Annotated in this window: 20 protein-coding genes and 1 pseudogene; 12 read left to right on the forward strand and 9 right to left on the reverse strand. The window is 61.6% G+C overall.

Annotated elements, in window-relative coordinates; genetic code table 11:
* Positions 1 to 114: pseudogene (locus tag AWT75_RS23040) on the reverse strand (chemotaxis protein CheV); the annotation flags it as partial.
* A 365-nt stretch (positions 115 to 479) separates the two neighbouring features.
* The gene (locus AWT75_RS14555) at positions 480 to 905 is read right to left on the reverse strand and encodes a hypothetical protein (protein WP_062789859.1); all 426 of its coding nucleotides are present in this window, start codon (positions 903 to 905) and stop codon (positions 480 to 482) included.
* A gap of 236 nt (positions 906 to 1,141) precedes the next feature.
* Here AWT75_RS14555 and AWT75_RS14560 point away from each other — a divergent pair, with 236 nt between their 5' ends.
* Both AWT75_RS14560 and AWT75_RS14565 read left to right on the forward strand, forming a co-directional pair.
* Complete coding sequence (locus tag AWT75_RS14560; RefSeq protein WP_161937757.1) at positions 1,142 to 2,029, forward strand: PAS domain-containing protein; 888 nt, start codon at positions 1,142 to 1,144, stop codon at positions 2,027 to 2,029.
* Positions 2,030 to 2,037: 8 nt separating this feature from the next.
* Positions 2,038 to 3,264 (forward strand): putative bifunctional diguanylate cyclase/phosphodiesterase, encoded by a 1,227-nt coding sequence (locus tag AWT75_RS14565; protein WP_161937758.1) that lies wholly within the window; start codon positions 2,038 to 2,040, stop codon positions 3,262 to 3,264.
* A gap of 5 nt (positions 3,265 to 3,269) precedes the next feature.
* Here AWT75_RS14565 and eutC read toward each other — a convergent pair whose 3' ends face one another.
* The 3 genes from eutC to eat are packed head-to-tail and all read right to left on the reverse strand — an operon-like array spanning position 3,270 to position 6,927.
* On the reverse strand, positions 3,270 to 4,094 hold the full coding sequence (gene eutC, locus AWT75_RS14570) for an ethanolamine ammonia-lyase subunit EutC (RefSeq protein ID WP_062789868.1): 825 nt from the start codon (positions 4,092 to 4,094) through the stop codon (positions 3,270 to 3,272).
* Entirely contained in the window at positions 4,091 to 5,473 is a 1,383-nt protein-coding gene (locus AWT75_RS14575; protein ID WP_062789871.1) for an ethanolamine ammonia-lyase subunit EutB, read from the reverse strand. The genes eutC and AWT75_RS14575 overlap by 4 nt, the downstream gene beginning before the upstream one ends.
* Before the next feature lie 38 nt (positions 5,474 to 5,511).
* A complete protein-coding gene (gene eat, locus AWT75_RS14580; protein WP_045848372.1) occupies positions 5,512 to 6,927 on the reverse strand; it encodes an ethanolamine permease in 1,416 nt (471 codons plus the stop codon).
* A gap of 376 nt (positions 6,928 to 7,303) precedes the next feature.
* On the opposite strand from eat, the gene AWT75_RS14585 reads away from it, so the two are divergent.
* On the forward strand, positions 7,304 to 8,293 hold the full coding sequence (locus AWT75_RS14585) for a helix-turn-helix domain-containing protein (protein WP_161937759.1): 990 nt from the start codon (positions 7,304 to 7,306) through the stop codon (positions 8,291 to 8,293).
* Here the strand turns inward: AWT75_RS14585 and AWT75_RS14590 are convergent.
* Positions 8,285 to 9,754 carry an aminotransferase-like domain-containing protein gene (locus tag AWT75_RS14590; protein ID WP_062789883.1) on the reverse strand — a complete coding sequence of 490 codons (1,470 nt, stop codon included), beginning with the start codon at positions 9,752 to 9,754 and terminating at the stop codon, positions 8,285 to 8,287. The genes AWT75_RS14585 and AWT75_RS14590 overlap by 9 nt on opposite strands.
* A gap of 225 nt (positions 9,755 to 9,979) precedes the next feature.
* Between AWT75_RS14590 and AWT75_RS14595 the strand changes: the two genes are divergently transcribed.
* From AWT75_RS14595 to AWT75_RS14620, 6 genes are all read left to right on the forward strand, one after another.
* Positions 9,980 to 10,600: a LysE family translocator gene (locus AWT75_RS14595; protein WP_045848370.1), complete on the forward strand. Its 621-nt coding sequence runs from the start codon at positions 9,980 to 9,982 to the stop codon at positions 10,598 to 10,600.
* A gap of 104 nt (positions 10,601 to 10,704) precedes the next feature.
* Positions 10,705 to 11,256 carry an isochorismatase family protein gene (locus AWT75_RS14600; protein ID WP_062789937.1) on the forward strand — a complete coding sequence of 184 codons (552 nt, stop codon included), beginning with the start codon at positions 10,705 to 10,707 and terminating at the stop codon, positions 11,254 to 11,256.
* A 60-nt stretch (positions 11,257 to 11,316) separates the two neighbouring features.
* Positions 11,317 to 12,225, forward strand: coding sequence for an EamA family transporter (locus AWT75_RS14605; protein ID WP_062789886.1), 909 nt, complete (start codon positions 11,317 to 11,319; stop codon positions 12,223 to 12,225).
* A complete protein-coding gene (locus AWT75_RS14610; protein WP_062789889.1) occupies positions 12,215 to 13,138 on the forward strand; it encodes a GlxA family transcriptional regulator in 924 nt (307 codons plus the stop codon). Before AWT75_RS14605 ends, AWT75_RS14610 begins: the two co-directional genes overlap by 11 nt.
* A gap of 103 nt (positions 13,139 to 13,241) precedes the next feature.
* Positions 13,242 to 13,892, forward strand: coding sequence for an LPP20 family lipoprotein (locus AWT75_RS14615; RefSeq protein WP_045848385.1), 651 nt, complete (start codon positions 13,242 to 13,244; stop codon positions 13,890 to 13,892).
* The gene (locus AWT75_RS14620; RefSeq protein WP_082696124.1) at positions 13,892 to 15,187 is read left to right on the forward strand and encodes a flagellar assembly protein T N-terminal domain-containing protein; all 1,296 of its coding nucleotides are present in this window, start codon (positions 13,892 to 13,894) and stop codon (positions 15,185 to 15,187) included. The genes AWT75_RS14615 and AWT75_RS14620 overlap by 1 nt, the downstream gene beginning before the upstream one ends.
* Before the next feature lie 53 nt (positions 15,188 to 15,240).
* Here AWT75_RS14620 and AWT75_RS14625 read toward each other — a convergent pair whose 3' ends face one another.
* Together AWT75_RS14625 and AWT75_RS14630 are read right to left on the reverse strand one after the other, a co-directional pair.
* Positions 15,241 to 15,723, reverse strand: coding sequence for a GNAT family N-acetyltransferase (locus AWT75_RS14625; RefSeq protein WP_045848366.1), 483 nt, complete (start codon positions 15,721 to 15,723; stop codon positions 15,241 to 15,243).
* A 91-nt stretch (positions 15,724 to 15,814) separates the two neighbouring features.
* Positions 15,815 to 16,684, reverse strand: coding sequence for a serine hydrolase (locus AWT75_RS14630; protein ID WP_045848365.1), 870 nt, complete (start codon positions 16,682 to 16,684; stop codon positions 15,815 to 15,817).
* 236 nt (positions 16,685 to 16,920) lie between these two features.
* Between AWT75_RS14630 and uvrB the strand changes: the two genes are divergently transcribed.
* Positions 16,921 to 18,933, forward strand: a complete 2,013-nt coding sequence (gene uvrB, locus AWT75_RS14635) for an excinuclease ABC subunit UvrB (RefSeq protein ID WP_062789896.1) — start codon at positions 16,921 to 16,923, stop codon at positions 18,931 to 18,933.
* A 71-nt stretch (positions 18,934 to 19,004) separates the two neighbouring features.
* Here the strand turns inward: uvrB and AWT75_RS14640 are convergent, their stop codons facing one another.
* A complete protein-coding gene (locus AWT75_RS14640; protein WP_062789899.1) occupies positions 19,005 to 19,976 on the reverse strand; it encodes a bile acid:sodium symporter family protein in 972 nt (323 codons plus the stop codon).
* A 98-nt stretch (positions 19,977 to 20,074) separates the two neighbouring features.
* On the opposite strand from AWT75_RS14640, the gene AWT75_RS14645 reads away from it, so the two are divergent.
* Positions 20,075 to 21,019 carry a LysR family transcriptional regulator gene (locus tag AWT75_RS14645; RefSeq protein WP_239689608.1) on the forward strand — a complete coding sequence of 315 codons (945 nt, stop codon included), beginning with the start codon at positions 20,075 to 20,077 and terminating at the stop codon, positions 21,017 to 21,019.
* A gap of 71 nt (positions 21,020 to 21,090) precedes the next feature.
* Positions 21,091 to 21,696, forward strand: coding sequence for a hypothetical protein (locus AWT75_RS14650; RefSeq protein ID WP_153013344.1), 606 nt, complete (start codon positions 21,091 to 21,093; stop codon positions 21,694 to 21,696).
* Positions 21,697 to 21,722 lie beyond the last annotated feature (26 nt).

The following is a 21,722-nucleotide window of genomic DNA, read 5'->3' on the forward strand; positions in this document are numbered from 1 at the left end:
GACTTCCTTCCTCCCGGTACGCTGGTCGTGACCCAGGGAGAACAGCAGGATTTCCAGCTTGTTGGTCCCTGCCAGTTTTGTTCTGGCATCGATTTTTTTTAGCAGATCTGACACGAAAGCACCCTAGGCAATAAGTGGAAGAAATACGGCACACAAACAGACCGGTTTGCCTTGCGGGCCCGGCTGGCGCTGTGCAGCATTCAGATATTCACGGTATAGCGGAAACGGTTCCAGTTGGCTGCTGGCTTTGCATGTGCCGGTGCTTGAACTGGATTTTTTAGAATTCATTTAAATTTATTCTGGTTTTTATTGATTGTTCAGTATTGCCCCAATAAACCACACTATAGCCACTGTCATTGAAAACAGCCAAGCACTGCCAGATTATTTATGCGGCAGGTCAAATGAACGGATACGGCGGGTCAGTATAAACATTTCCGCATGACATGATTTGTCTGTACGCATGGAAAAACAATATGTCTTCATGGTGGGTTGGACATGCCCTCATTTTGCGAAGGCAGGCGGCACATCACGCTGCTGCGCAGTTGCTTGCGCTGGCTGTCTGCTGCCAGGTCGACAATCCAGCCGCCGGGGGCATTGGACATCAGCAAGGCCACACGCTGTCCCTTGCCTTGCATGATGTCACGGTAAACCGTGAGGTCATCCACATGCAGCTGCCCCTGATCGGTAGTGATGCTGTAACTGGTGACAAAGGCACTGCCTCTGGCTTCCGGATATTCCCGCCCCCAGCCAATCAGGAAATGGCGGACCTGGCAAAGCCCGGACGCCTCGGATGGCGCATGGGGTTTGGCCGGAGCCGACCAGGATTGCAGCAAGTCCTTGCCGCTTTGCAGCCAGCTGCTGCAGCCAGCCAGCAGCAAGGTACACAAAATGAGTATGGCCCGCATGGGACTCCGGATATTCAACAATGCCGCCATGTAGCGGTGTCTCAACGCAACCTGGCAACAGGATGGCATTGCCATGTGTCACGTCATGGTTGGCGCATGCTACCGTAAATTTGCCGCTCTGCGGAATGCCTGCCCATGTAAATCCTAGGTGCAGGGGGATGGCCCCTTTTCTGGTGCGGGCATGTTTATTGCTGCGTTTTATCCCATCCTGTCACCGACAACGCATGTACAGCCCGATGCCCAGCACACAATCCTTGCGTCCTGTTTCCCTGCATGCCCATGCCGTAAACGGTTTCCAGCCGGCGGCACTGGAAAACCTGATTCATCATCTTGATGGCATGGCCTATCGCGGTCGGCATGACCCGGAGCGTCACATGCAGTTTGTCAGCCGTGGTTGCCTGGCCTTGTGCGGTTACAGCGCGGCCCAGCTGACCGCCAGCAGTGGCGGCTGGATGGGGGTGATTCACAAGGATGACCGCCAGGCGGTGGCCGAGGCGCTGGCCAGCAGCCTGCGTGGCAATGGCCGTTTTGCCTTGCAGTACCGGATACGGACTGCGGGTGGCCAGCTGCGTCATGTACGGGAAAGCGGGGTGGCGTCGCCGGACGGCGATGGCATGGTACTGGAAGGTTTCGTGATGGATGTCACCAGCCAGCAGCGCACTATTCGTGCATTGGCGCAGGCCGAGATGCGATATCGCACCATTTTCGAGCATGCGCAGGAGGGCATTTTCCAGAGCAGCAAGACCGGCCGTTACCTGGCGGCCAATCCGGCCCTGGCGCGGCTGTATGGTTATGCTTCGCCGGAGGAGCTGATCCTGAATCTGTCCGACATCAGCTGCCAGCTGTATGTGGAAGCCGGTCGGCGCGAGGAATTCCTGCGGCTGATGGAAACGGCGGGCGAGGTGGTGAATTTCGAGTCCGAGGTCTACCGCAAGGATGGCCAGCGCATCTGGATATCCGAGAATGCGCATGTGGTGTCATCGGAACACGGCCGTTTCCTGTATTACGAGGGCACGGTGCAGGATATTTCCGAACGCAAGCATTACCAGCAACAGCTGGAAATGCAGGCCAATTTTGACGCTCTCACCGGGCTGCCAACCGCGCCTTGCTGTACGACAGGCTGAAGCAGAGTGTGGCCAGGGCCGCGCGGGCGCAAAGCAGGCTGGCGGTGGTGTTCATCGATCTGGACAACTTCAAGTTCATCAACGACAACCTGGGGCATGACGCGGGCGACCAGTTGCTCAAGACCGTGGCCGGGCGTATTGCCGGCAGCATCCGCAAGCTCGATACCGTGGCCAGGCTGGGCGGGGACGAGTTTGTGCTGATCCTGAATGATCTGGATAGCGAGGAGGGCCTGTGGACCTTGCTCGAACGCATCCGGCTCAAGACCAGCCAGCCGGTGCTGCTGCAAGAGCACAGTTGCAATGTCAGCGCCAGCATGGGGGTGGCACTGTACCCGCGCGACGGTGTGGACGAGCAGACCTTGCTGCGTCACGCCGATGTGGCCATGTATGCCGCCAAGGCGGCAGGCAAGGATAATCTGCATTTCTTTACCGGCAAGCTGGACCAGCAGTCGGACGAGCGCTTCACGCTGGAGCGCGAAATGCGGCTGGCGCTGGAGCAGGATGGTTTCAGCGTGGCCTATCAGCCCAAGTTTGACCGGCACGGCAAGATGGTTGGCGTGGAGGCGCTGGCACGCTGGCACCACGCCCAGCTGGGCGATATCGGGCCGGACCGCTTCATTCCGGTGGCAGAGGAGTGCGGCTTGATCCTGCCGCTGACCATGTCCATCCTGCGCAAGGCCAGCATGGCCATTGCCCGCTATAACCGCATGGCGGCCAGCAGCATCAGTCTGGCGGTCAATCTGTCGCCACGCCTGTTCGAGCGTGACCACCTGTGCCGCGAGCTGGCCAGCGCACTGGCCGACAGCGGCTTGTCACCTGATTTGCTGGAGCTGGAAATCACCGAATCCCTGCTGCTGGGCGATACCGAACACATCATCAGCCAGATGCAGGAATTGCAGGGCTGGGGCGCGCAACTGGCGATGGACGATTTTGGTACCGGTTATTCCTCGCTGGCTTATCTGGTGCGCTTTCCGCTTGGCATCATCAAGATAGACCGCAGCCTGGTGGCAGGCATTGAAAGCAATGAACAGCAACGCATGGTGGTGAGCGCCGTGGTGACGCTGGGGCGCAATCTGGGCAAGACGGTGGTGGCCGAAGGCGTGGAAACGGCAGAGCAATTGCAGCTGCTGCGCGAGATGGAATGTTGCCAGTACCAGGGCTTTGGCCTGTCGGTGCCGCTGAGCGAGGCGGCCTTGCACGGCCGCCTGCAACAAGAGGCGGCCTGCTGTGGCTGAAGTCCTCAGTCCTGCTGTGCGGCCAGCGCCAGTTGTTGTTGCAGCTGCAGCCAGCCGGCCTCGGCAGCACTGCCGTCCTTGAGTGCCACGCCGGTGCCGCTGGTACGACCTGCGCGGATCAGCCAGGCCAGTTTATAAGCTGCCAGAGGGTAGGGCAGGCCTTGCGGGCGCACATTGGAAATGCAGTTGCGCGCCGAATCCATGCAGCCCACCCGTGGTGCGCTGGTGAGATATACCCCCAGGCTGTCCGGTGAGCTCAGGCCGGGGCGCTCGCCAATCAGCATCACCACCATGGCCGCCTGCAGGCATTCACCCACTTCATCGGCCAGGGCCACCCGCGCTTCGGTGGCCAATACCACCGGCCCCACCCGCAAGCCCTGCTCCTGCAACAGCGGCAGGGTGGCAGCGATCAGTGGCACGGCATGGCTGGCCACTGCGCGGGCTGACAAACCATCTCCCACCACGAACAGCACATCACAGGGTTCCACTCCGGCAGCCAGCAGGCTGGCGCGGCTGTCCGGGTGCAGGCGACGGCCCTGGTCCGGCCGTTGCAGATAGGCTGCGCGGCTGGGTGCGGCACTGCGCACTTGCAGGCTGGCCAATTGCAGGTCTTGCAGGGATGCGCTCAGTGCGGACAGCTCCAGCGGCGTGTGCACGGCATCGCGGGCCTGGGCATGGGCCAGGGCAAAGCGCAGGGTTTCGCGCGTGGGCAGGCTAGAGCCCACCCGTCCCAGCGCAATGCGCGCCACGGTATGGCTGGCCAGCTCCTGCCAGCTGTCTTCGGTGATGGCACTGTTGCCGGTGGTGGCCGGGCTGAACGGGGCATTCATCGGAAGGTCTCCATCAATTGCAGCAAGGCTTGCTGGCGGTCTTGTGCCTGTAGCTTGCCGGCGCGGGTAATGGCCATGCTTTCCAGCCAGTCTTCAAACTCCGGAGCCCGCTTCAGGCCCAGCAACTGACGCAGGTAGAGTGCATCGTGAAACGAGGTGCTCTGATAACCCAGCATGATGTCGTCGGCACCGGGCACGCCAATGATGAAGTGGATGCCCGCCGTGCCCAACAGGGTGAGCAGGCTGTCCATATCGTCCTGGTCGGCTTCGGCATGGTTGGTATAGCAGATGTCGCAGCCCATGGGCAGGCCCAGCAGCTTGCCGCAGAAATGGTCTTCCAGCCCGGCGCGGATGATCTGCTTGCCGTTGTACAGGTATTCCGGGCCGATGAAGCCCACCACGGTATTCACCAGCAGCGGCGAGAAATGCCGCGCCACTGCATAGGCGCGCACTTCGCAGGTTTGCTGGTCCACGCCCCAGTGGGCGTTGGCCGACAGCGCGCTGCCCTGGCCTGTTTCGAAGTACATCACATTGTCGCCCACCGTGCCGCGGCGCAGCTCCAGTGCGGCCTGCTGTGCTTCGCCCAGCACCGCCAGATTGATGCCGAAGCCGCTATTGGCTTTTTCCGTACCGGCAATCGACTGGAACACCAGATCCACCGGTGCGCCGCGCCGGATGAGTTCCAGCGTGCTGGTGACGTGGGTGAGCACGCAGCTCTGGGTGGGAATGGCATAGCGCTGGCGTACTTCATCCATCATCGCCAGCATGGTGTGGATGGCTTCCGGGCTGTCGCTGGCCGGATTGATGCCGATTACCGCATCGCCAGCGCCGTACAGCAGGCCGTCCAGCATGGCGGCGGCAATGCCGCGTGCGTCGTCAGTGGGGTGGTTGGGCTGCAGGCGTACGCCCATGTGACCGGGCAGGCCCTGCGTGTTGCGAAAACGGGTGATCACCCGGCATTTGCTGGCCACCCATATCAGGTCCTGGTTGCGCATCAGCTTGCTGACGGCGGACACCATTTCCGGCGTCAGGCCGGGCGCCACGGCGGCCAGGGTGTTGCTGTTGGCGGCATCGGACAGCAGCCAGTCGCGCAGGCCACCCACGGTCAGGTGGCGGATGGGGGCAAAGGCGTGGGCGTCGTGGCTGTCGATGATCAGGCGGCTGACTTCGTCTTCTTCGTAGGGAATCAGCAGCTCTTGCAAGAAAGTAGTGAGTGGCACGTCGGCCAGACACATTTGTGCCGCCACACGCTCTTCGGCGCTGCTGGCGGCTATCCCGGCCAGCTGGTCGCCCGAACGCAAGGGCGTGGCGCGGGCCAGCAGGGTTTTCAGGTCGTCAAACTGGTAACGGTGCGGGCCGATGGTGATGGCGTAGGACATGGTTTACCGGGGTGTGCCGGGCACACCCCGCCTCTCTCTTATTCGCTACGGGCAACAGCAGGTTTCAGCGTGGTGGCATCGCCACCTTCCAGCAGATGATCGCTGGCGGCAGCAGCACGCTGGCGATGGGTCAGCAGGTAGTAGGCATAGGCCACGGCCAGGCTGCCGGCAAAAATCAGCGCCAGCAACTGGTTGTACCAGATCATGGCCACCAGGCATACCACCGCGCAGGCCAGTGCCAGGCCGGGCAGCAGCGGGTAGGCCGGTGCGCTGAACGGACGGGTCAGGGTGGGTTCACTGCGGCGCAGTTTGAACAGGGCCAGCATGGACACGATGTACATCACGATGGCACCGAACACCGACAGGGTGACGATGTTGGCGGTCAGCGGCTGACCGGCAATCTGGATCAGGTCGTCACTGAAGATGGCGGCAATGCCGACAATCCCGCCCACGATGATGGCGCGATGCGGTGTCTTGAAACGCGGGTGGATTACCGCCAGCATCGGCGGCAGGTAACCGGCACGGGCCAGCGCGAAGATCTGGCGCGAATAGCCCATGATGATGCCGTGGAAGCTGGCAATCAGGCCCAGGAGGCCCAGCCATACCAGCATGTGCAGCCAGCCGCTGTTGCTGCCCACGATCAGCTTCATTGCCTGCGGCAGCGGGTCGTTGATGTTGGCCAGCTTGCTCCAGTCACCGGCACCGCCTGCCATGATCATCACGCCCATGGCCAGCGCCACCAGGGTGAGGATGCCGGCTACATAGGCGCGCGGAATGGTGCGGCTGGGGTCCTTGGCTTCTTCGGCGGCCATGGCGGCGCCTTCAATGGCCAGGAAGAACCAGATGGCAAACGGAATGGCGGCAAACATGCCACCGATGGCGCTCAGGCTGAAGCTGTCGCTACCAGCCCAGCCGTGGTGGGTGAAGTTGTCCCAACTGAAGCCCGGCGATACCACGCCCATGAACAGCAGCAGTTCAAAGATGGCCAGCAGGGTGACCACCAGCTCGAAGGCTGCGGCCACGCTGACACCCACGATATTCAGCGCCATGAACACGATGTAGGCGCCACAGGCAATCCACTTGGCGCTCAGCTCGGGAAACTGCACGTTCAGGTAGGCGCCAATGGCCAGCGCAATGGCCGGCGGAGCAAACACGAATTCGCACAAGGTGGCATAACCGGCCAGAAAGCCGCCAACCGGGCCAAAGGCGCGGCGGGCATAGGCAAACGGTCCGCCCGCATGCGGAATGGCGGTGGTCAGCTCGGTAAAGCTGAAAATGAAGGCGGTATACATGATGGCGACAAACACCGAGCTGAGCAGAAAGCCCAGCGTACCGGCCTGGGCCCAGCCATAGCTCCAGCCGAAGTATTCTCCCGAGATCACCAGCCCGACGGCGATCCCCCATAGTTGCCAGCCGCCCAGCTTGCGCGCCAGGCCGTGATTGCTGTTGCTCATGACATTTCCTCTTTTTTGACTCACTTCTCCCTGCCCGGTGCGGTGGCTCCGGGGCCTGACAAGCATGCTAGGCAGGGTGTGGCGGTGGCCGTTATCGAAAATCGGAAAACAGCAAAGCCGTCCGTGACAGCCAACTGCCGCCGCGCGTGTCTGTGAGCGACAGTTTTGCAAGCGGCATGCCAGCTGCGGGCTGCCTGATAGTGCAGAGTGTGGCAATTTTTGCTGTGAATCAGCACCGTGATGAGGCATGCAAGCCCCGTGTTTGCACCGTGACGGTGAAATTTCCGATTTATGACAGCAAGAAGTCGCAAATACGCAGGCAAAGCTGGTGTGTTTCTTGCTATATCCTTGCAGATCAATGTATTGGGAGCCGCACATGGACCCGCTAAGCCAAGGATTGTCCCTGCAGTTTGTTACCCGTCTGGCGGATGACGCGGCGGATCAGGCCGCCTTCATCAGCGGCTGGGAGCAGGATTACGCGCAGATTTCCTGTGGCCGTTTTTCCGGGCGGCTGGATGAGCTGTGCCTGGGACGCTTGCAGGTGTTCCGTGAATATTCGGCCCGCGAAACCTACCAGCAATGCCAGCCCTGGCGTGGAGCCATCTGGTTTGGCATACCGGCGCCAGGCAGTGGTGAGCGCTTGCGCTTTCATGGCCGCAACGTGCCGCCTTCCGCCGTACTGGTGGCCATGGGCGGCAGTGACTTCACCTTGCGCACGCCGGACGATTTCACCATTTATGGCATCGTGCTGGAGCAGGAAGTGCTGGCCTCGCGTCATCAGCAACTGTTTGGCCGCGACTTGCCTGCGCACTGGCTGCAAAGCGCTGCGGTACGCCTGCCCGAAGCCAGCCACCGGCTGCTGTGTGGCCAGATTTACGAGCTGCTGGCGCTGGCACGGCAAACGCCGGACAGCATTGGCCGCCAATTACTGCTGGATTGTTCGGTGGATGCCTTGTTGCTGGCCTTGAGCGAAGGGCAGGCGGAAGCCTCGCTGCGGCGCGAGGGCAGCAGCCAGCGTCATTGGCAATGGGTGGAACAGGCAAGGCAGCGTGCATTGCAACCGGCCAGCCAGTGGCTGACGGTGGAAGGACTGTGCCGCGAACTGCATGTGACGCGCCGTACCTTGCAAAACGGTTTTCAGGAAGTCACCGCCATGAGCCCGCTGCCCTTCCTGCGGGCACTGAGGCTTAATCAGGTGCGCCGTCTGCTGCGCTCGCCACAGGGCAGCGCGGACAGCATCCAGCAACTGGCGGAAGATTGGGGCTTTGCCAGTCCCAGCCATTTTACCTACGACTACCGCCGCCTGTTTGGCGAAACCCCCAGCCAGACCCGTCAGCAGCCGCAGCGCTTGGCACTTTCAGGCTAGACGCGGCTTGAGCTGTTGCTGGGCCAGCATGCCCACCCGGGTGAGGGCGGCGACATAGCGTTCATCCAGCGGATAGCAGCAGGACAGGCGCATGGCATTGCGGTAGCGCCCGCCGGGTGAATACAAGGGCCCCGGCATGATGCTGATGTTCTCGGCAATGGCGGCATGGAACAGCGCCACGCTGTCGCAGCCTTCTGGCAGTTCCAGCCAGATCAGAAAGCCGCCGGCCGGGTCGGTGGCGCGCGTGCCGGCCGGGAAGTGACGGGCAATCAGGCCGCGCACTTTTTCCACATGCTGGGCGTAGTGGCGCTTGAGTGCGCGCAGGTGGTGGTCGTAGCCGCCGGATTCCAGAAAAGCCCCCAGCGTTTCCGATAGCACCATGGGCTGGGCGACGGAAGACGCAAATTTCAGCTTGCGCAGTGCCGGGCCAAAGCGGCCGCCCTCCATCCAGCCGATGCGAAAATCCGGTGCCAGTGTCTTGGTATAGCTGGTGCAGAAGATGATCCAGCCGTCTTCGTCAAAGGCCTTGGCCGCCGGGGCCTGGGTGTCGCTGAACTGCAACTCGGCATACAGCCCGTCCTCGATCAGCGGCACCTGATAGTGATTCACCAGCCGCGCCAGCCGCTTCTTGGCCTCCAGCGGCATGCTGCAACCCAGCGGATTGTGCACATTGGGCATGGCCACTAGTGCGCTGATGCGCCCTTCGGACAGCAGCAGTTCCACTGCATCCACCGAAATACCGTGCTGCGGGTCGGTGGGAATCTCCACGGCTTTCAGACCCAGGCTGGCAAACAGCGGCAAGAGGTTGAAATAGGTGGGCGATTCCAGCCCCACGGCGTCGCCCGGTTTGGTGACAGCGCGCAATGCCAGTTGCAATGCCTCCATGCAGCCATTGGTCAGGATGATGTTTTCCGCCTGCAAGGCCATGCCCAGTTCCAGACTGCGGCGGGCAATCTGCACCCTTAGCCGCTCGGAACCCGGTGGCAGGGCGTAAGTGCTGACCATGCCTGGCTGACGCCGCAATATCTGCCCCATCAGCCTGGCCAGCTTGTTGCCGGGGTAGAAGTCGCTGCCACGCGGGCAGGCCAGCGCCAGGTCGATGAAGCCGGGGGTTTGCTGTGCATCCAGCACTGCGCCTATCAAATCCAGTACCTTGCTTTCAGTGGGCTTGGCGACACTGCTTTGCGTCATGGCCGGGCGAGCGGGCGAGGGCAGCCTTGCCCGCACGTAATAGCCGGATTGCGGCCGGGCCTCGATCAGCCCGCGGTCTTCCAGCACCCGGTAAGCCGCCACCACCGTGTTCAGGCTCAGTTGCCGGCTTTGCGAGGTGCGCCGTACCGAAGGCAGGCGCGAGCCGGGCGGCAAGGTGCCACGGGCAATGGCCAGCGACAGGTCTTCGGCCAGTTGCTGGTACAAGGTGGCATTGCCGGCTGGGCTGTGGGGTAGGTTTTCGGGTGGCATGGCGAATGTTCCGGGCAAGACTGAGGCAAGGTTCAACAATGCCGCAGCAGCGTGGCTGGCGACAGTGACAGTGCTCATCATAGTGTGTGGTGACAGTTGGGGTAAACCGCTCACTGTCACCATCACAATAGTAAATTGCTGAATCTGTCACCATCGGTCCAGGCTCCGTAGCATGAAGGTGTAGCAGCGCCATCCGGCGCATGCACGGTGACAAGGAGCCCTGACATGCTGGAGTTTGCCCTGATGTCTTATGTGGGGGTGATGTCCATCACGCCCGGTCCCAACAACCTGATGCTGGCCACCTCCGGCGTCAATTACGGCTTTCGCCGCACCTTGCCGCACATGCTGGGTATCAGCATCGGCTGTTCGGCGCAGGTGTTCATCACCGCCTGTTTGCTGGCCTGGGCCTTGCAATGGGTACAGGCGGCCCGTTTGCCACTGGCGGTGGCCGGTTGTATCTACTTGCTGTACCTGTCGTGGAAAATTGCCCGCTCTGCCGCGCCGCAGGGTGGAGAAACCGGCCGGCCCATGGGTTTCTGGGCGGCGGCCTTGTTCCAGTGGGTCAACCCCAAAGCCTGGGTGATGGTGCTCAATGCTTCCATCCTGTTCATGCCGGCATCGGCGGAAACCCGGCTCAGCGCCGCCTTGTTGATGGCGCTGGTGTTTGCCGTGGTCAACCTGCCCTGTATCAGCCTGTGGGCCTGGATGGGGGAGCGGCTGCGCCATCTGCTCAGCGGTGCGCGCGGTCTGATGCTGTTCAATCTGGGCATGGGGCTGTTGATGGCGGGAACCGCACTCTACCTCTTGCTGGACGAAGTGCAGCGCGCCTGGCCGGGCATGCTGTGATGCCTGATGTCCTGATTTGACAGTATCTTGTCTGGCACCAGCATGCCGCCTGACTTTGCAAGCGCCTAGACTGTGTCCATCAACTGCAACAGGGAGTGGATGACATGGATGCAAACAAGGCGGCCTTATTGGTGATTGATGTGCAGGATTCCTTCTTGCAGCGCGATTACTGGGACGAAACGGCCTTGCCGCCGTTTCGCCAGCGCATGCTGGCACTGATTGCCGGGGCGCGGGCGGCGGGTATTCCGGTGCTGTATGTATTGCACGAGGATGGCGACGGCCCGTTTGCTGCGGCAAGTGGTCTTGTGCGGCCCATGGCCTGGCTACCGGCCAATCCGGATGCCATCTTCATCAAACACGTGCACAATGCCATGCTGGATTCCGGCCTGCAGCCCTGGCTGGCCGAGCGTGGCATCGGCAAGTTGCTGGTGTCCGGCATCCGCACCGAGCAGTGCTGCGAAACCACCACCCGGGTCGCGTCCGATCTGGGTTTTGCGGTGGATTTTGTCAGTGAAGCCACGCTCACCTTTGCCATGCGCCACCCGCTCAGCGGCAAGCTGTACAGCGCGGATGAAATCCGGGAAAAAACCGAGCTGGTGCTGGCCGGGCGTTTTGCCGACATCGTTACGGTGGAACAGGCGCTGGCGCGGCTGTAGACGATTCATTTATCCGGCAGGCAGGCCATGGCGGCCTGCTGCTGTTTTGGAGCAAGTTTCATGCCCTTGAAGGATGTATTGCAGGCGCTGGCCATCGTGCTGATCTGGGGCGTCAATTTCGTGGTGATCAAGTACGGCGTGGCCGACGTGCCCCCCTTGTTACTGGGTGCCTTGCGCTTCATGCTGGCGGCTTTTCCGGCGGTGCTGCTGGTGCGCCGGCCAACGCTGCCCTGGGGCTGGGTGGCGGCATATGGCTTGAGCGTGGGCGTCGGGCAGTTTGCCTTTCTGTTTTCCGCCATCAAGCTGGGCATGCCGGCCGGGCTTGCCTCGGTGGTCTTGCAGTCGCAGGCCTTCTTTACCCTGATCCTGGCCGGGCTGATGCTGCATGAGCGCTGGCAGGCCGCGCAAATCCTGGGCCTGTCGTGTGCCTGTGCCGGGCTGGCGCTGATCGGGCTGGCCAAGGGCGGCAGCATGACCGCCATCGGTTTTGGCCTGACGCTGGCGGCAGCATTCTGCTGGGCCTCGTCCAACATCATCGTCCGGCTGATGGGCAAGGCCGGGCACAAGGTGGAACCGCTCAATCTGGTAGTGTGGTCCAGCCTGGTGCCACCGCTGCCCTACCTGGCCCTGTCCTGGTGGCTGGAAGGGCCGCAGCGCATGGAAATCGCCTTGCGCCATTTCTCGCTCGGTTCCTTCCTGGCGGTGGCCTATCTCGCCTTCATGGCCACCTTGCTGGGTTATGGCATGTGGAGCCGCTTGCTCAGCCGTCATCCGGCCAATAAAGTGGCCCCGTTTTCCTTGCTGGTGCCAGTGGTGGGGGTGCTTACCTCCGCGCTATTGCTGGGCGAAAGGCTGAGCCTGCTGCAGGCGGCGGGCAGTGTGCTGTTGCTGGCCGGACTGGTAGTGAACGTGTTTGGCGGCTTGTTGCTGGCACGCTGGCGGCGTGGGGTGGTGGCCCATGGCACGTGATATCTGGTTTGTACTGCCACCGCGCTTCATGCTGCTGGACTTTGCCGGTCCGGCCGAAGCCTTCCGCATTGCCACCGAGTTCGGTGCGCCATTCCGCCTGCACTATGCGGCCTGTGACACCGCCACGCACTGTTCGCTCGGCCTGCCTGTGGGCGGGCTGCAGCCCTTGCCCCGGCACTTGCCAGAGGGCAGCCTGATTCTGATTCCCGGTGCCGACTGCTCGGCTGAGGCGTACGCCATGACGGAAGCGCAGCAGATTGTCAGCTGGCTCTCCAGCAGCTTCCAGCCCCAGCATCATCAGCTGGCCACCATATGCTCGGCTGCCTTGCTGGCCGGCATGGCCGGATTGCTGGCACACCGTCAGTGCACCACCCATCACAGCCTGATTGAACGGCTGCGCCAGACCGACAACAGTTCCCAGGTGCTGGAGAACCGCGTTTTCGTGCAGGATGGCAGCGTGTGGACCAGTGCGGGCATCACGGCTGGTATTGATCTGGCCTTGCAGCTGATCAGCCAGCTGGCCGGTGCCGCCACGGCGCGCGAGGTGGCACGCGAGATGGTGGTGTATTTCCGCCGTGCCGGTCAGGATGCCCAGCTTTCACCGTGGCTGGCGCACCGCAATCACCTGCATCCGGCTGTGCACAAGGTGCAGGACCTGATAGCCGCCAGCCCGCAACAGGACTGGAGCCTGGCCACCCTGGCCGATCAGGTGCATGTCAGCGTGCGCCATCTGTCCCGCCTGTTCCGCGAGCATGCCGGGGTGTCGGTGCACGATTACCACCTGGGCTTGCGCGCCGCGCTGGCCGGGCAATGGCGGGCCAGTGGGCTGTCCAAGGAAAAGGCCGCGCTGGCCGCCGGTTTCTCCTCGGCCCGGCAATGGCAGCGTGTGCAACAGGCAGTGGCTGCATCCTGACGAAAATTAACTAAAGTTAACCTTGTTGCTGTCGATATAATGCTGACGCTACGCCCGCGTGCGCCTGCCTTTGTCCCAAGAACAAGTAGAAATGGTCACCGTCATGAACACCTGCACTCGTCATTTGGCCGCCGTATCCCTGTTGCTGGGTCTGACTGCCTGTGCCTCGGCCAGCCAGCCTGTTGCCGAAGCACCGCGCGCTGCGCCCGAACCTGCTGCCAGCAATACCGCGTTTACCGGTGTGGGCTACGCCGGTGCCGGTATCGAGCCGGAAGCACCCCGTGTGGTGGTGAAAGAGGTCAACCCCAATGCGCCCATCGTGATCCGTGCCACGGGTAGCGGGGCTGCACCGTATTCCTCTTCCCTGACACCGTCCCAGCGCAAGTTGCTGTCCATGCGAGCCGCCCGGCTGGATGCCTTCCGCTCCATTGCCGAACAGGTGCAAGGCCTGAAACTGGTGGGTAACAGCTCGGTCGCCAATATGGTGGCCACCAGCGACGGCTTCCGCACCTATGTGGATGCCTATCTGCGCGGCGTGCATCTGGTTTCCACCACCATGCAACCGGATGGCACCAGCGAAGCCGTGGCAGAAATCACGCTGGATCAGGATTTCTACAAGCAATACAAGAACGCGCTGGAAAAAACTGGTAGTGTGATGAAGGCTGCCCAGCAAAATGGCGTGGCCGGTCTGGAGTGCGCCGAAGGCAATTGCGGTGCCACCCGTTACGAAAGCAATTACTACGTAGCCCACTGATGATGACACGGCGTGTTTACCGCTTGATGGCCGCCCTTGTGGCGGCTTTTGCATTCTCTGCCCCGCTGCTGGCTGCGCCCATCGAGGCGGAAGGGGTTGCCGACATGGAAGCCGGCAGCCCGGCCGCGCGCGAAATGGCCATCCGTGATGCCCTGCAGCAGGCGGCAATCAGCAATGGTGCCGAGCTGCAATCGCTGCAACTGATGCAGTCCGGCACGCTCAGCGAAAGCAGTGTGCTGTCCGCACCAGCCTTGCAAGGCAAGGTGAAAATCCTGCTGGAATACACCAAGAACGGCATGTATCACGTGCGGCTGAGCATAGACCCGCAAGCCAGTGTCGCCGGCCCGGTAGCCAGTGCACCAACCCCGACGCAGAACGCCAACTGCGGCATGCCCGCTGGCCGCACCCTGCGGCGCAAATTGCTGACCACCTACTTTTATGTGGTGAACCCGTCCGAAGCCAACGACCTGCGCAATCTCGCCACTGCGCTGCCGGCCGACCTGGCGCGCCGCCTGCGCCAGCAAAACCAGTTTGACGTGCGCAATGCCGGGCATCTGACCGTGCTGAGCAATATGGCGGCAGACGAGCCGGTGGCCGGCTGGGAAACCGTGCGCGAGCTGGGGCGGCGTGAGGACGTGCAGTTCGTGGTGGCCGGTCGGGTGCTGTCCACCGGCGTGGTGGCCAAGAGCGTGCGTCACACCATGTTCGAGTCCAACAATACCAGCCAGCAAGGCGCGTATTACACCGGGCCGCTGGCCGGGATGTTCGGGCAGGCGTTCAAATATGAGCCCTCGGCACGGCAGTTCGATCTGGAAGTCTGGGTGTACGATGCCCTGACCGGTGCGGTGCTGGCCGACCAGCGCATCAGCCAGGTTGCCCGTGGCAAGGTGGTGGCACAGCTGCCGGTGGATTTTGCCACTGCCGCATTCTGGGACGGCGACTATGGCAGTGTGGTGAATGCGCTGCTGGATCAGGCCACCCGTCAACTGGGCGACGTGCTCAGCTGTATTCCCTTGTCGGCCAAGGTGGTGAAAGTGGAAGACGGCCGTCAGGTGTTCATCAATGCCGGTGGCCTTGATGGCATGAAAGTTGGCGACCAGATGCTGCTGTACAAACCGCGTTCGGCGCAGATCGTGCGCAGTGGCGGCGGCGTGCGGGAACTGGGTGTGCCGGAGGATCTGTCCGGCACCATTACCCTGACCCAGGTGCAGCCGAATTTTTCCATTGCCCAGGTGCAAAGCGCCAGACTCAAGGTGGAAGAGGGCGATTACGTCCGCTTCATGACCCGGCGTTAAAACGCTGTAAAAAAGCCCCGCAAGTGCGGGGCTTTTTGCTGGAGCAGGTTTCTTCAGGCCTGCTCGGCAAACTGCAGCAGCGCGTCGCCAGCCAGCCGGTATTTCACCCATTCGGACTGGGCGGCGGCACCAAAGGATTCGTAAAAATCGATGGCTGGCTGGTTCCAGTCCAGCACGCTCCATTCGAAGCGGCCACAACCGCGGGCTACGGCCAGCTGCGCCAGGTGACGCAACAGCTTTTTGCCGGCACCACTGCCACGCGCCGCCGGGGTGATGTACAGGTCTTCCAGATAAAGGCCGGACTTGCCCTGCCAGGTGGAATAATTGAAGAAATACACCGCATAGCCCACCGGCTGCTCGTCTTGCAGGCAGATCAGGCCATGGGCAGTGCTGTCCGGGCCGAACAGGGACTGTTCGATATCGGCCACACTGGCCACCACTTCGTGTTCGGCCTTTTCATAAATGGCCAGTTCGCGGATATAAGCCAGAATCAGTGCGGCATCGTCATGGGTGGCGGGGCGGATGGTAATGGTCAACGGTGACTCCTGATGCGGGCTTGCGAGCCCGTCTGCCTTGTCATGATGAAAAAAGGCCGGTTGCCCGGCCCTGTGTCTGTATCTGCAGGGTTCAACCTGCCAGCCAGTTGCCCGGATGCGACTCCAGCCAGGTCTTGATGTTGCGCGCATCATTGACGCGGGCAGAGTTGCCGCCTGCAGCCAGCAGCACGATGATCAGCGGCTGCGAACCCACGGTAGTCTGCATCACCATGCAGCGGCCGGCTTCCTGGATGTAACCGGTTTTCTGGACGCTGATGTCCCAGTTGCCTTCACGTACCAGTGCATTGCTGTTGCGATACTGCAGCACGCGGTTGTGTACCGACACGATCTGGTGCTCTGGCGTGGTGGTAAAGGCGCGGATCAGCGGGTAGTTATGCGCCGCTTTTACCATGCGCGCCAGGTCATTCGCGGTGGACGTGTTGCGCAGATCCAGGCCGGTCGGGTCGTAGAACACCGTTTCGTTCATGCCCAGGCTGCGTGCTTTCTTGTTCATGCGCTCGACAAAGGCCGCGGTGCCGCCGGGCAGGGCGGTGCGTGCCAGTGTGGCGGCTGCACGGTTTTCCGAGGACATCAGCGCCAGCAGCAACATTTCCTTGCGCGGCAGGGTGGTGCCCACGGCCAGACGCGAGGTGGTGTTCTTCAGGCGGTCGATTTCCGCATCGGAAACCGATACTTCCTGATCCAGCGAAACCCCGGAATCCAGCAGCACCATGGCCGTCATCAGCTTGGTGATGGAGGCAATGGGCATGCGCTGGTGGATGTTCTTTTCGTACAGCGGTTCACCCGTGCTGCCGTTAAGAACCAGCACCGAATGCGAATTCAGGCGCGGAACGGCGTGGTTGGCCATCTGGCTGGCAACCATGACGCCAGCAGGTGGCGCGGCCACTGCCGGCATCGCCAGGGCGGCGGAAACCAGCAGGGCGGCAAATTTTCTCAGCATAAGAGATACACTCCCGTGTCTTGTCGGTGGAGATACAGCCTTGCAGAAACGCCTGTCACCACCATGTTGATGGGCAAGGATTCTTCATCTCGGCTCGTGATCGGGTTGCCTACATTTTAAACAATGTTTTGCCTCTGTGGCAGGCAATTTCACAGATAAAAATCAATGATGCGCCGGGAGTGAGTTCATCCTGTTATCGGCGTAAAATCGTCACACTTGAATCGCGCGAAAAGACCATGCTGCTTACCTTTCCGGATAGTCCCTTCCGTTTGCACCAGCCCTTCCCGCCTGCTGGCGACCAGCCCACCGCCATTGCCCAGCTGGTGGAGGGCCTGGAAGACGGCTTGTCCTATCAAACCCTGCTGGGGGTCACCGGTTCGGGCAAAACCTTCACCATGGCCAATGTCATTGCCCACACCGGCAGGCCGGCCATCATCATGGCGCACAACAAGACGCTGGCCGCGCAGCTGTACAGCGAAATGCGCGAGTTTTTCCCGGAAAATGCAGTCGAGTATTTTGTTTCCTACTACGACTACTACCAGCCGGAGGCTTACGTTCCCAGCCGCGACCTGTTCATTGAAAAAGACTCCAGCATCAATGAACACATCGAACAGATGCGCCTGTCCGCCACCAAATCCATTCTGGAGCGGCCGGACTGCATCATCGTGGCTACCGTGTCGGCCATTTACGGTATTGGCGATCCATCCGACTACCACCAGATGATCCTGCATCTGAAGGAAGGGGAAACCACACCGCAGCGCAGCATCATCAGCCGCCTCACCACCATGCAGTACGATCGCAACGATGTGGATTTCGGCCGTGGTACTTTCCGGGTGCGTGGCGATGTAATCGACATTTTTCCGGCAGAAAGCAGCGATACCGCCTTGCGCGTCAGCCTGTTTGACGATGAGGTGGAAACGCTTACCCTGTTCGATCCGTTGACAGGCGTCACCAAACAGCGGGTTGGCCGCTATACCGTGTTCCCGTCCAGCCACTATGTGACGCCGCGCGACACCGTGCTCAAGGCCTGCGAGAAAATCAAGCTGGAACTGGCCGAGCGTATCGAGTGGTACCAGAAGGAAGGCAAGCTGGTGGAGGCGCAGCGCATCGAGCAGCGCACCCGCTTCGACCTGGAAATGCTGTACGAGATGGGCTTTTGCAAGGGCATTGAAAACTACTCGCGCCACTTTTCCGGCCGGGCGCCGGGCGATGCGCCACCGACGCTGATTGACTACCTGCCCAAGAATGCGCTGATGTTCATCGACGAATCCCATGTCACCGTGCCGCAGGTGGGGGCGATGTACAAGGGCGATGCCGCGCGCAAGAGCAATCTGGTGGATTACGGTTTCCGCCTGCCGTCCGCCGTGGACAACCGGCCGCTGAAATTCCACGAATTCGAAAAGCTGATGCCGCAGACGGTGTTTGTATCTGCTACACCGGCTGCCTACGAAAAAGAACATGCCGGGCAGGTGGTGGAGCAGGTGGTGCGTCCTACCGGTCTGGTGGACCCGGTGATTGAAATCCGTCCGGTAGCCACCCAGGTGGACGATTTGCTGTCGGAAATCCGCCTGCGCATGGACCTGGGCGAACGGGTGCTGGTAACCACGCTCACCAAGCGCATGGCCGAACAGCTGGCGGACTATTACACCGAGCACGGCGTGAAGGTACGTTACCTGCATAGTGATATCGACACCGTGGAGCGGGTGGAAATCATCCGCGACCTGCGCCTGGGCATGTTCGACGTGCTGATCGGCATCAACCTGCTGCGCGAGGGGCTGGATATCCCCGAAGTCAGCCTGGTGGCCATTCTGGATGCCGACAAGGAAGGCTTCCTGCGCTCGGACCGCTCCCTGATCCAGACCATAGGCCGCGCCGCGCGTAACCTCAACGGCAAGGCGCTGCTGTACGCCGACCGCATTACCGATTCCATGCGTCGCGCGATGGATGAAACCGAACGGCGCCGCGCCAAGCAACTGGCCTTCAATGCCGAGCATGGCATCGTGCCGCAGGGTATCAACAAGAAGATCAAGGACATCATCGACGGCGTGTACAGCGTGGAGGACCAGCGCAAGAAACTGGTGGATGAAGCGCAAGTGGCGATGATGGACGAAAAGACGCTGGCCAGGGAAATCAAGCGTCTGGAGAAGGAAATGATGGAAGCGGCGCGCAATCTGGAGTTCGAAAAAGCCGCCCGCCTGCGCGACGAGTTGAAGGCGCTGAAGGAAAGGATGTTCATCAGCGATCTGTAAGTGCCGCACCCAGGCAAACGCAAAGCCCCGCCAGTGTAATGCTGACGGGGCTTTGTTTTGACTATCCGGTTTTAGCCAGCCTCAGTTGCCAGTTGCTGCTTGCGATAGCGTTGCGCCAGTACCGCACAGGTCATCAGCTGGATCTGGTGAAACAGCATCAAGGGCAGCACGATGGAGCCGATGGGGTGGCCGGCAAACAGCACCTTGGCCATCGGCACACCGCTGGCCAGACTTTTTTTCGAGCCGCAGAACACGATGGTGATCTGGTCGGCACGGTCAAAACCCAGCTTGCGGCTGGAGTAGGCGGTCAGCCCCAGCAGGATGGCCAGCAGCAGGCCACACACGACCAGCAGGCCCAGCAAGGATTGCGGCGGGGTTTGCTGCCACAGGCCGGTAATCACCGCCGCACTGAAGGCGGTGTACACCACCAGCAGGATGGAGCCCTGGTCCACATAGCGCAGCAGCGGCTTGTGCTTGTCCACCCAGCCGCCAATCCAGCGGCGGGCAATCTGGCCGGCAATAAAGGGCAGCAGCAGCTGCAACACGATGTCGGTGATGGAACCCATGCCCTGGTCGCTGCCGTGATGGCTGATCACCAGCATGCCCACCAGCAAAGGCGTGATGAAAATGCCGAAGATATTGGACGCGGTGGCGCTGCAAATGGCCGCCGGGATATTGCCCTGCGCCATCGAGGTAAAGGCAATCGACGATTGCACGGTGGACGGCAGCATGCACAGGTAGAGCACGCCCAGATACAGCTCTGGCGTCACCAGCGGGCCCAGCAGCGGCTTGAGCGCCAGCCCCAGTACCGGGAACAGCACAAAGGTGCAGGCCATTACCGTCAGGTGCAGCTTCCAGTGGGTGGCACCGGCAATCACGGCCTCGCGCGACAGCTTGGCCCCGTGCAGGAAAAACAGCAGGCCGATGGCCAAGGTGGTGATCAGGTTCATGGCCTGAGCCACCTCGCCCTGACAGGGCAGCAGGCTGGCCAGGGTGACCGTGGCAATCAGCGCCAGGGTGAAGGAATCAATCATTTTCAGCATGAGAGTGCCCTATTGCGGCGGGAAATCAGCTTGCTATTGAACCGCGAAAGCATTCAGACTACAAATTGATTTATCAGATCAATAGATAAGAAAAAATCATGAATGTCAGTTTGCGCCAGTTACAGGTGTTCCGGGCAGTGGCACGCTTGCGCAGTTTCAGCCGGGCAGGGGACGAAATCGGCCTGACCCAGCCCGCAGTCAGCCGTTGCATTCGCGAGCTGGAAGCAGAACTGGGCATGCGCCTGCTGGACCGCACCACGCGCGAGGTGGAGCTCACCGCCGCCGGCCTGCGCTTTGCCGGCCAGCTATCCCGCTTGCTGGATGAATTGCAGCTGTTGCTGGAAGAGGCGCGCAAGGAAGGCGAGCAGGCGCACGGCACCGTGCATATCGCCAGCAGCCCCACCTTGTCCGCCAGCTTGCTGCCCAGCTTGCTGGCGCAATGTGCCCGCCAGTTTCCACACATCCGCCCGGTGCTGCACGACCAGGTACAGCGCCTGAATGTGGAAAGCGTGCGCAGCGGCGAGGTGGATTTCGGCATCGTGGTGGAGCCGGGTGTGGTGGATGATCTGGAATGCCAGCCTTTGCTGGATGACGGTTTCTGGCTGATCTGCCGCGACGACCATCCGCTGGCCGCCATGGATGCCGTGCCGTGGCAGGCACTGGACGGGCTGCCGCTGGTGTTGCTGGATTACAGTTCCGGCAGCAGGGCGGTGATAGACCGCATTCTGGCCAGCCAGGGGGTGCACTGCCCGGTCGCCCAGCAACTGGGGCACTCCAGCTCGGTTTTCCAGATGGTGCAGGCCGGCATCGGCATCAGCGTGTCGCCGGGTCTGGCACTTCCGCTGCCTGCCGGAGCCAGCCTGACCGTGCGACCGCTGCTGCCGGAACAGCGCCGCAGCATCATGCTGATCCGCGACGCCAGCGTTCGCTGTCGCCGGTGGCAGAGCGCTTGTGGCAGCTGGCCTTGCAACTGGGGCCGCAATTGCAGACGCTGGCCAGCCAGCATGTGGGCGGAGTGGTGGCCTGAGCCCAGGCCGACGTGATTGGTCAGCACGGCTGCTTTTCTGCTAGCCTGCCAGCATTTGCTGCCAGCAGGCCTTACCGGATCATCCTGATGAAAACCACACTGACTTCCCTGACCTTCTGTGCCGGCCTGTTGCTGGCAGGCTCCAGTCTGGCCGATGAAACCATTGTGCTGTTCCGCCATGCGGAGAAGCCGGCCGCTGGTCTCGGGCAGCTCAGTTGCCAGGGGCTGAACCGGGCATTGGCACTGCCTGCGGTACTGGCCGCCCGCTTTGACCGACCGGCCGCCTTGTTCGCCCCCAATCCCGGCATCCGCAAGAAAGACGGCGGCGTGCCGTACAACTACATCCGTCCGCTGGCCACCATCGAGCCCACCGCCATCCGTCTGGGCTTGCCGGTGAACACCGACTTTGGCCTGGATGAACTGGACGCGCTGGAGGCAGCCATCACCAGCCCGGCCAACCGGGACGCCACGGTGTTCGTATCCTGGGAGCACAGGCTGGTGGCCAGAATGGCGGCGCAACTGCTGGCACGTTACGGCGCAGACCCGGCCCAGGTGCCGGATTGGCATTACAGCGATTTCGACAGCCTGTATGTCGTCACCTTGCAGCAGCAGGATGGACGCACCATCGCCCGCTTCCGGGTGGAAAAGCAGGGTTTGAACAATCAGGCGCAGACCTGCCCCGGTGAAAAGTGATTCGGCAGAACATGGCCCTGCCCATG

The sequence above is a fragment of the Aquitalea pelogenes genome (assembly GCF_001515305.1).
Lineage (GTDB): Bacteria > Pseudomonadota > Gammaproteobacteria > Burkholderiales > Chromobacteriaceae > Aquitalea > Aquitalea pelogenes.

Bases quoted from the DNA above. Each gene is read 5' to 3' on its own strand.
- eat (WP_045848372.1), bottom strand. From the start codon at position 6,927: ATGAGCAACAGCAATCACGGCCTGGCGCGCAAGCTGGGCGGCTGGCAA.
- AWT75_RS14620 (WP_082696124.1), top strand. From the start codon at position 13,892: ATGATGACACGGCGTGTTTACCGCTTGATGGCCGCCCTTGTGGCGGCT.
- AWT75_RS14645 (WP_239689608.1), top strand. From the start codon at position 20,075: ATGAATGTCAGTTTGCGCCAGTTACAGGTGTTCCGGGCAGTGGCACGC.
- AWT75_RS14555 (WP_062789859.1), bottom strand. From the start codon at position 905: ATGCGGGCCATACTCATTTTGTGTACCTTGCTGCTGGCTGGCTGCAGC.
- eutC (WP_062789868.1), bottom strand. From the start codon at position 4,094: ATGAATGCCCCGTTCAGCCCGGCCACCACCGGCAACAGTGCCATCACC.
- AWT75_RS14590 (WP_062789883.1), bottom strand. From the start codon at position 9,754: ATGCCACCCGAAAACCTACCCCACAGCCCAGCCGGCAATGCCACCTTG.
- AWT75_RS14615 (WP_045848385.1), top strand. From the start codon at position 13,242: ATGAACACCTGCACTCGTCATTTGGCCGCCGTATCCCTGTTGCTGGGT.
- AWT75_RS14605 (WP_062789886.1), top strand. From the start codon at position 11,317: ATGCCCTTGAAGGATGTATTGCAGGCGCTGGCCATCGTGCTGATCTGG.
- AWT75_RS14575 (WP_062789871.1), bottom strand. From the start codon at position 5,473: ATGTCCTACGCCATCACCATCGGCCCGCACCGTTACCAGTTTGACGAC.
- AWT75_RS14630 (WP_045848365.1), bottom strand. From the start codon at position 16,684: ATGCTGAGAAAATTTGCCGCCCTGCTGGTTTCCGCCGCCCTGGCGATG.
- AWT75_RS14585 (WP_161937759.1), top strand. From the start codon at position 7,304: ATGGACCCGCTAAGCCAAGGATTGTCCCTGCAGTTTGTTACCCGTCTG.
- AWT75_RS14610 (WP_062789889.1), top strand. From the start codon at position 12,215: ATGGCACGTGATATCTGGTTTGTACTGCCACCGCGCTTCATGCTGCTG.
- AWT75_RS14640 (WP_062789899.1), bottom strand. From the start codon at position 19,976: ATGCTGAAAATGATTGATTCCTTCACCCTGGCGCTGATTGCCACGGTC.
- AWT75_RS14600 (WP_062789937.1), top strand. From the start codon at position 10,705: ATGGATGCAAACAAGGCGGCCTTATTGGTGATTGATGTGCAGGATTCC.
- AWT75_RS14560 (WP_161937757.1), top strand. From the start codon at position 1,142: ATGCCCAGCACACAATCCTTGCGTCCTGTTTCCCTGCATGCCCATGCC.
- AWT75_RS14595 (WP_045848370.1), top strand. From the start codon at position 9,980: ATGCTGGAGTTTGCCCTGATGTCTTATGTGGGGGTGATGTCCATCACG.
- AWT75_RS14650 (WP_153013344.1), top strand. From the start codon at position 21,091: ATGAAAACCACACTGACTTCCCTGACCTTCTGTGCCGGCCTGTTGCTG.
- uvrB (WP_062789896.1), top strand. From the start codon at position 16,921: ATGCTGCTTACCTTTCCGGATAGTCCCTTCCGTTTGCACCAGCCCTTC.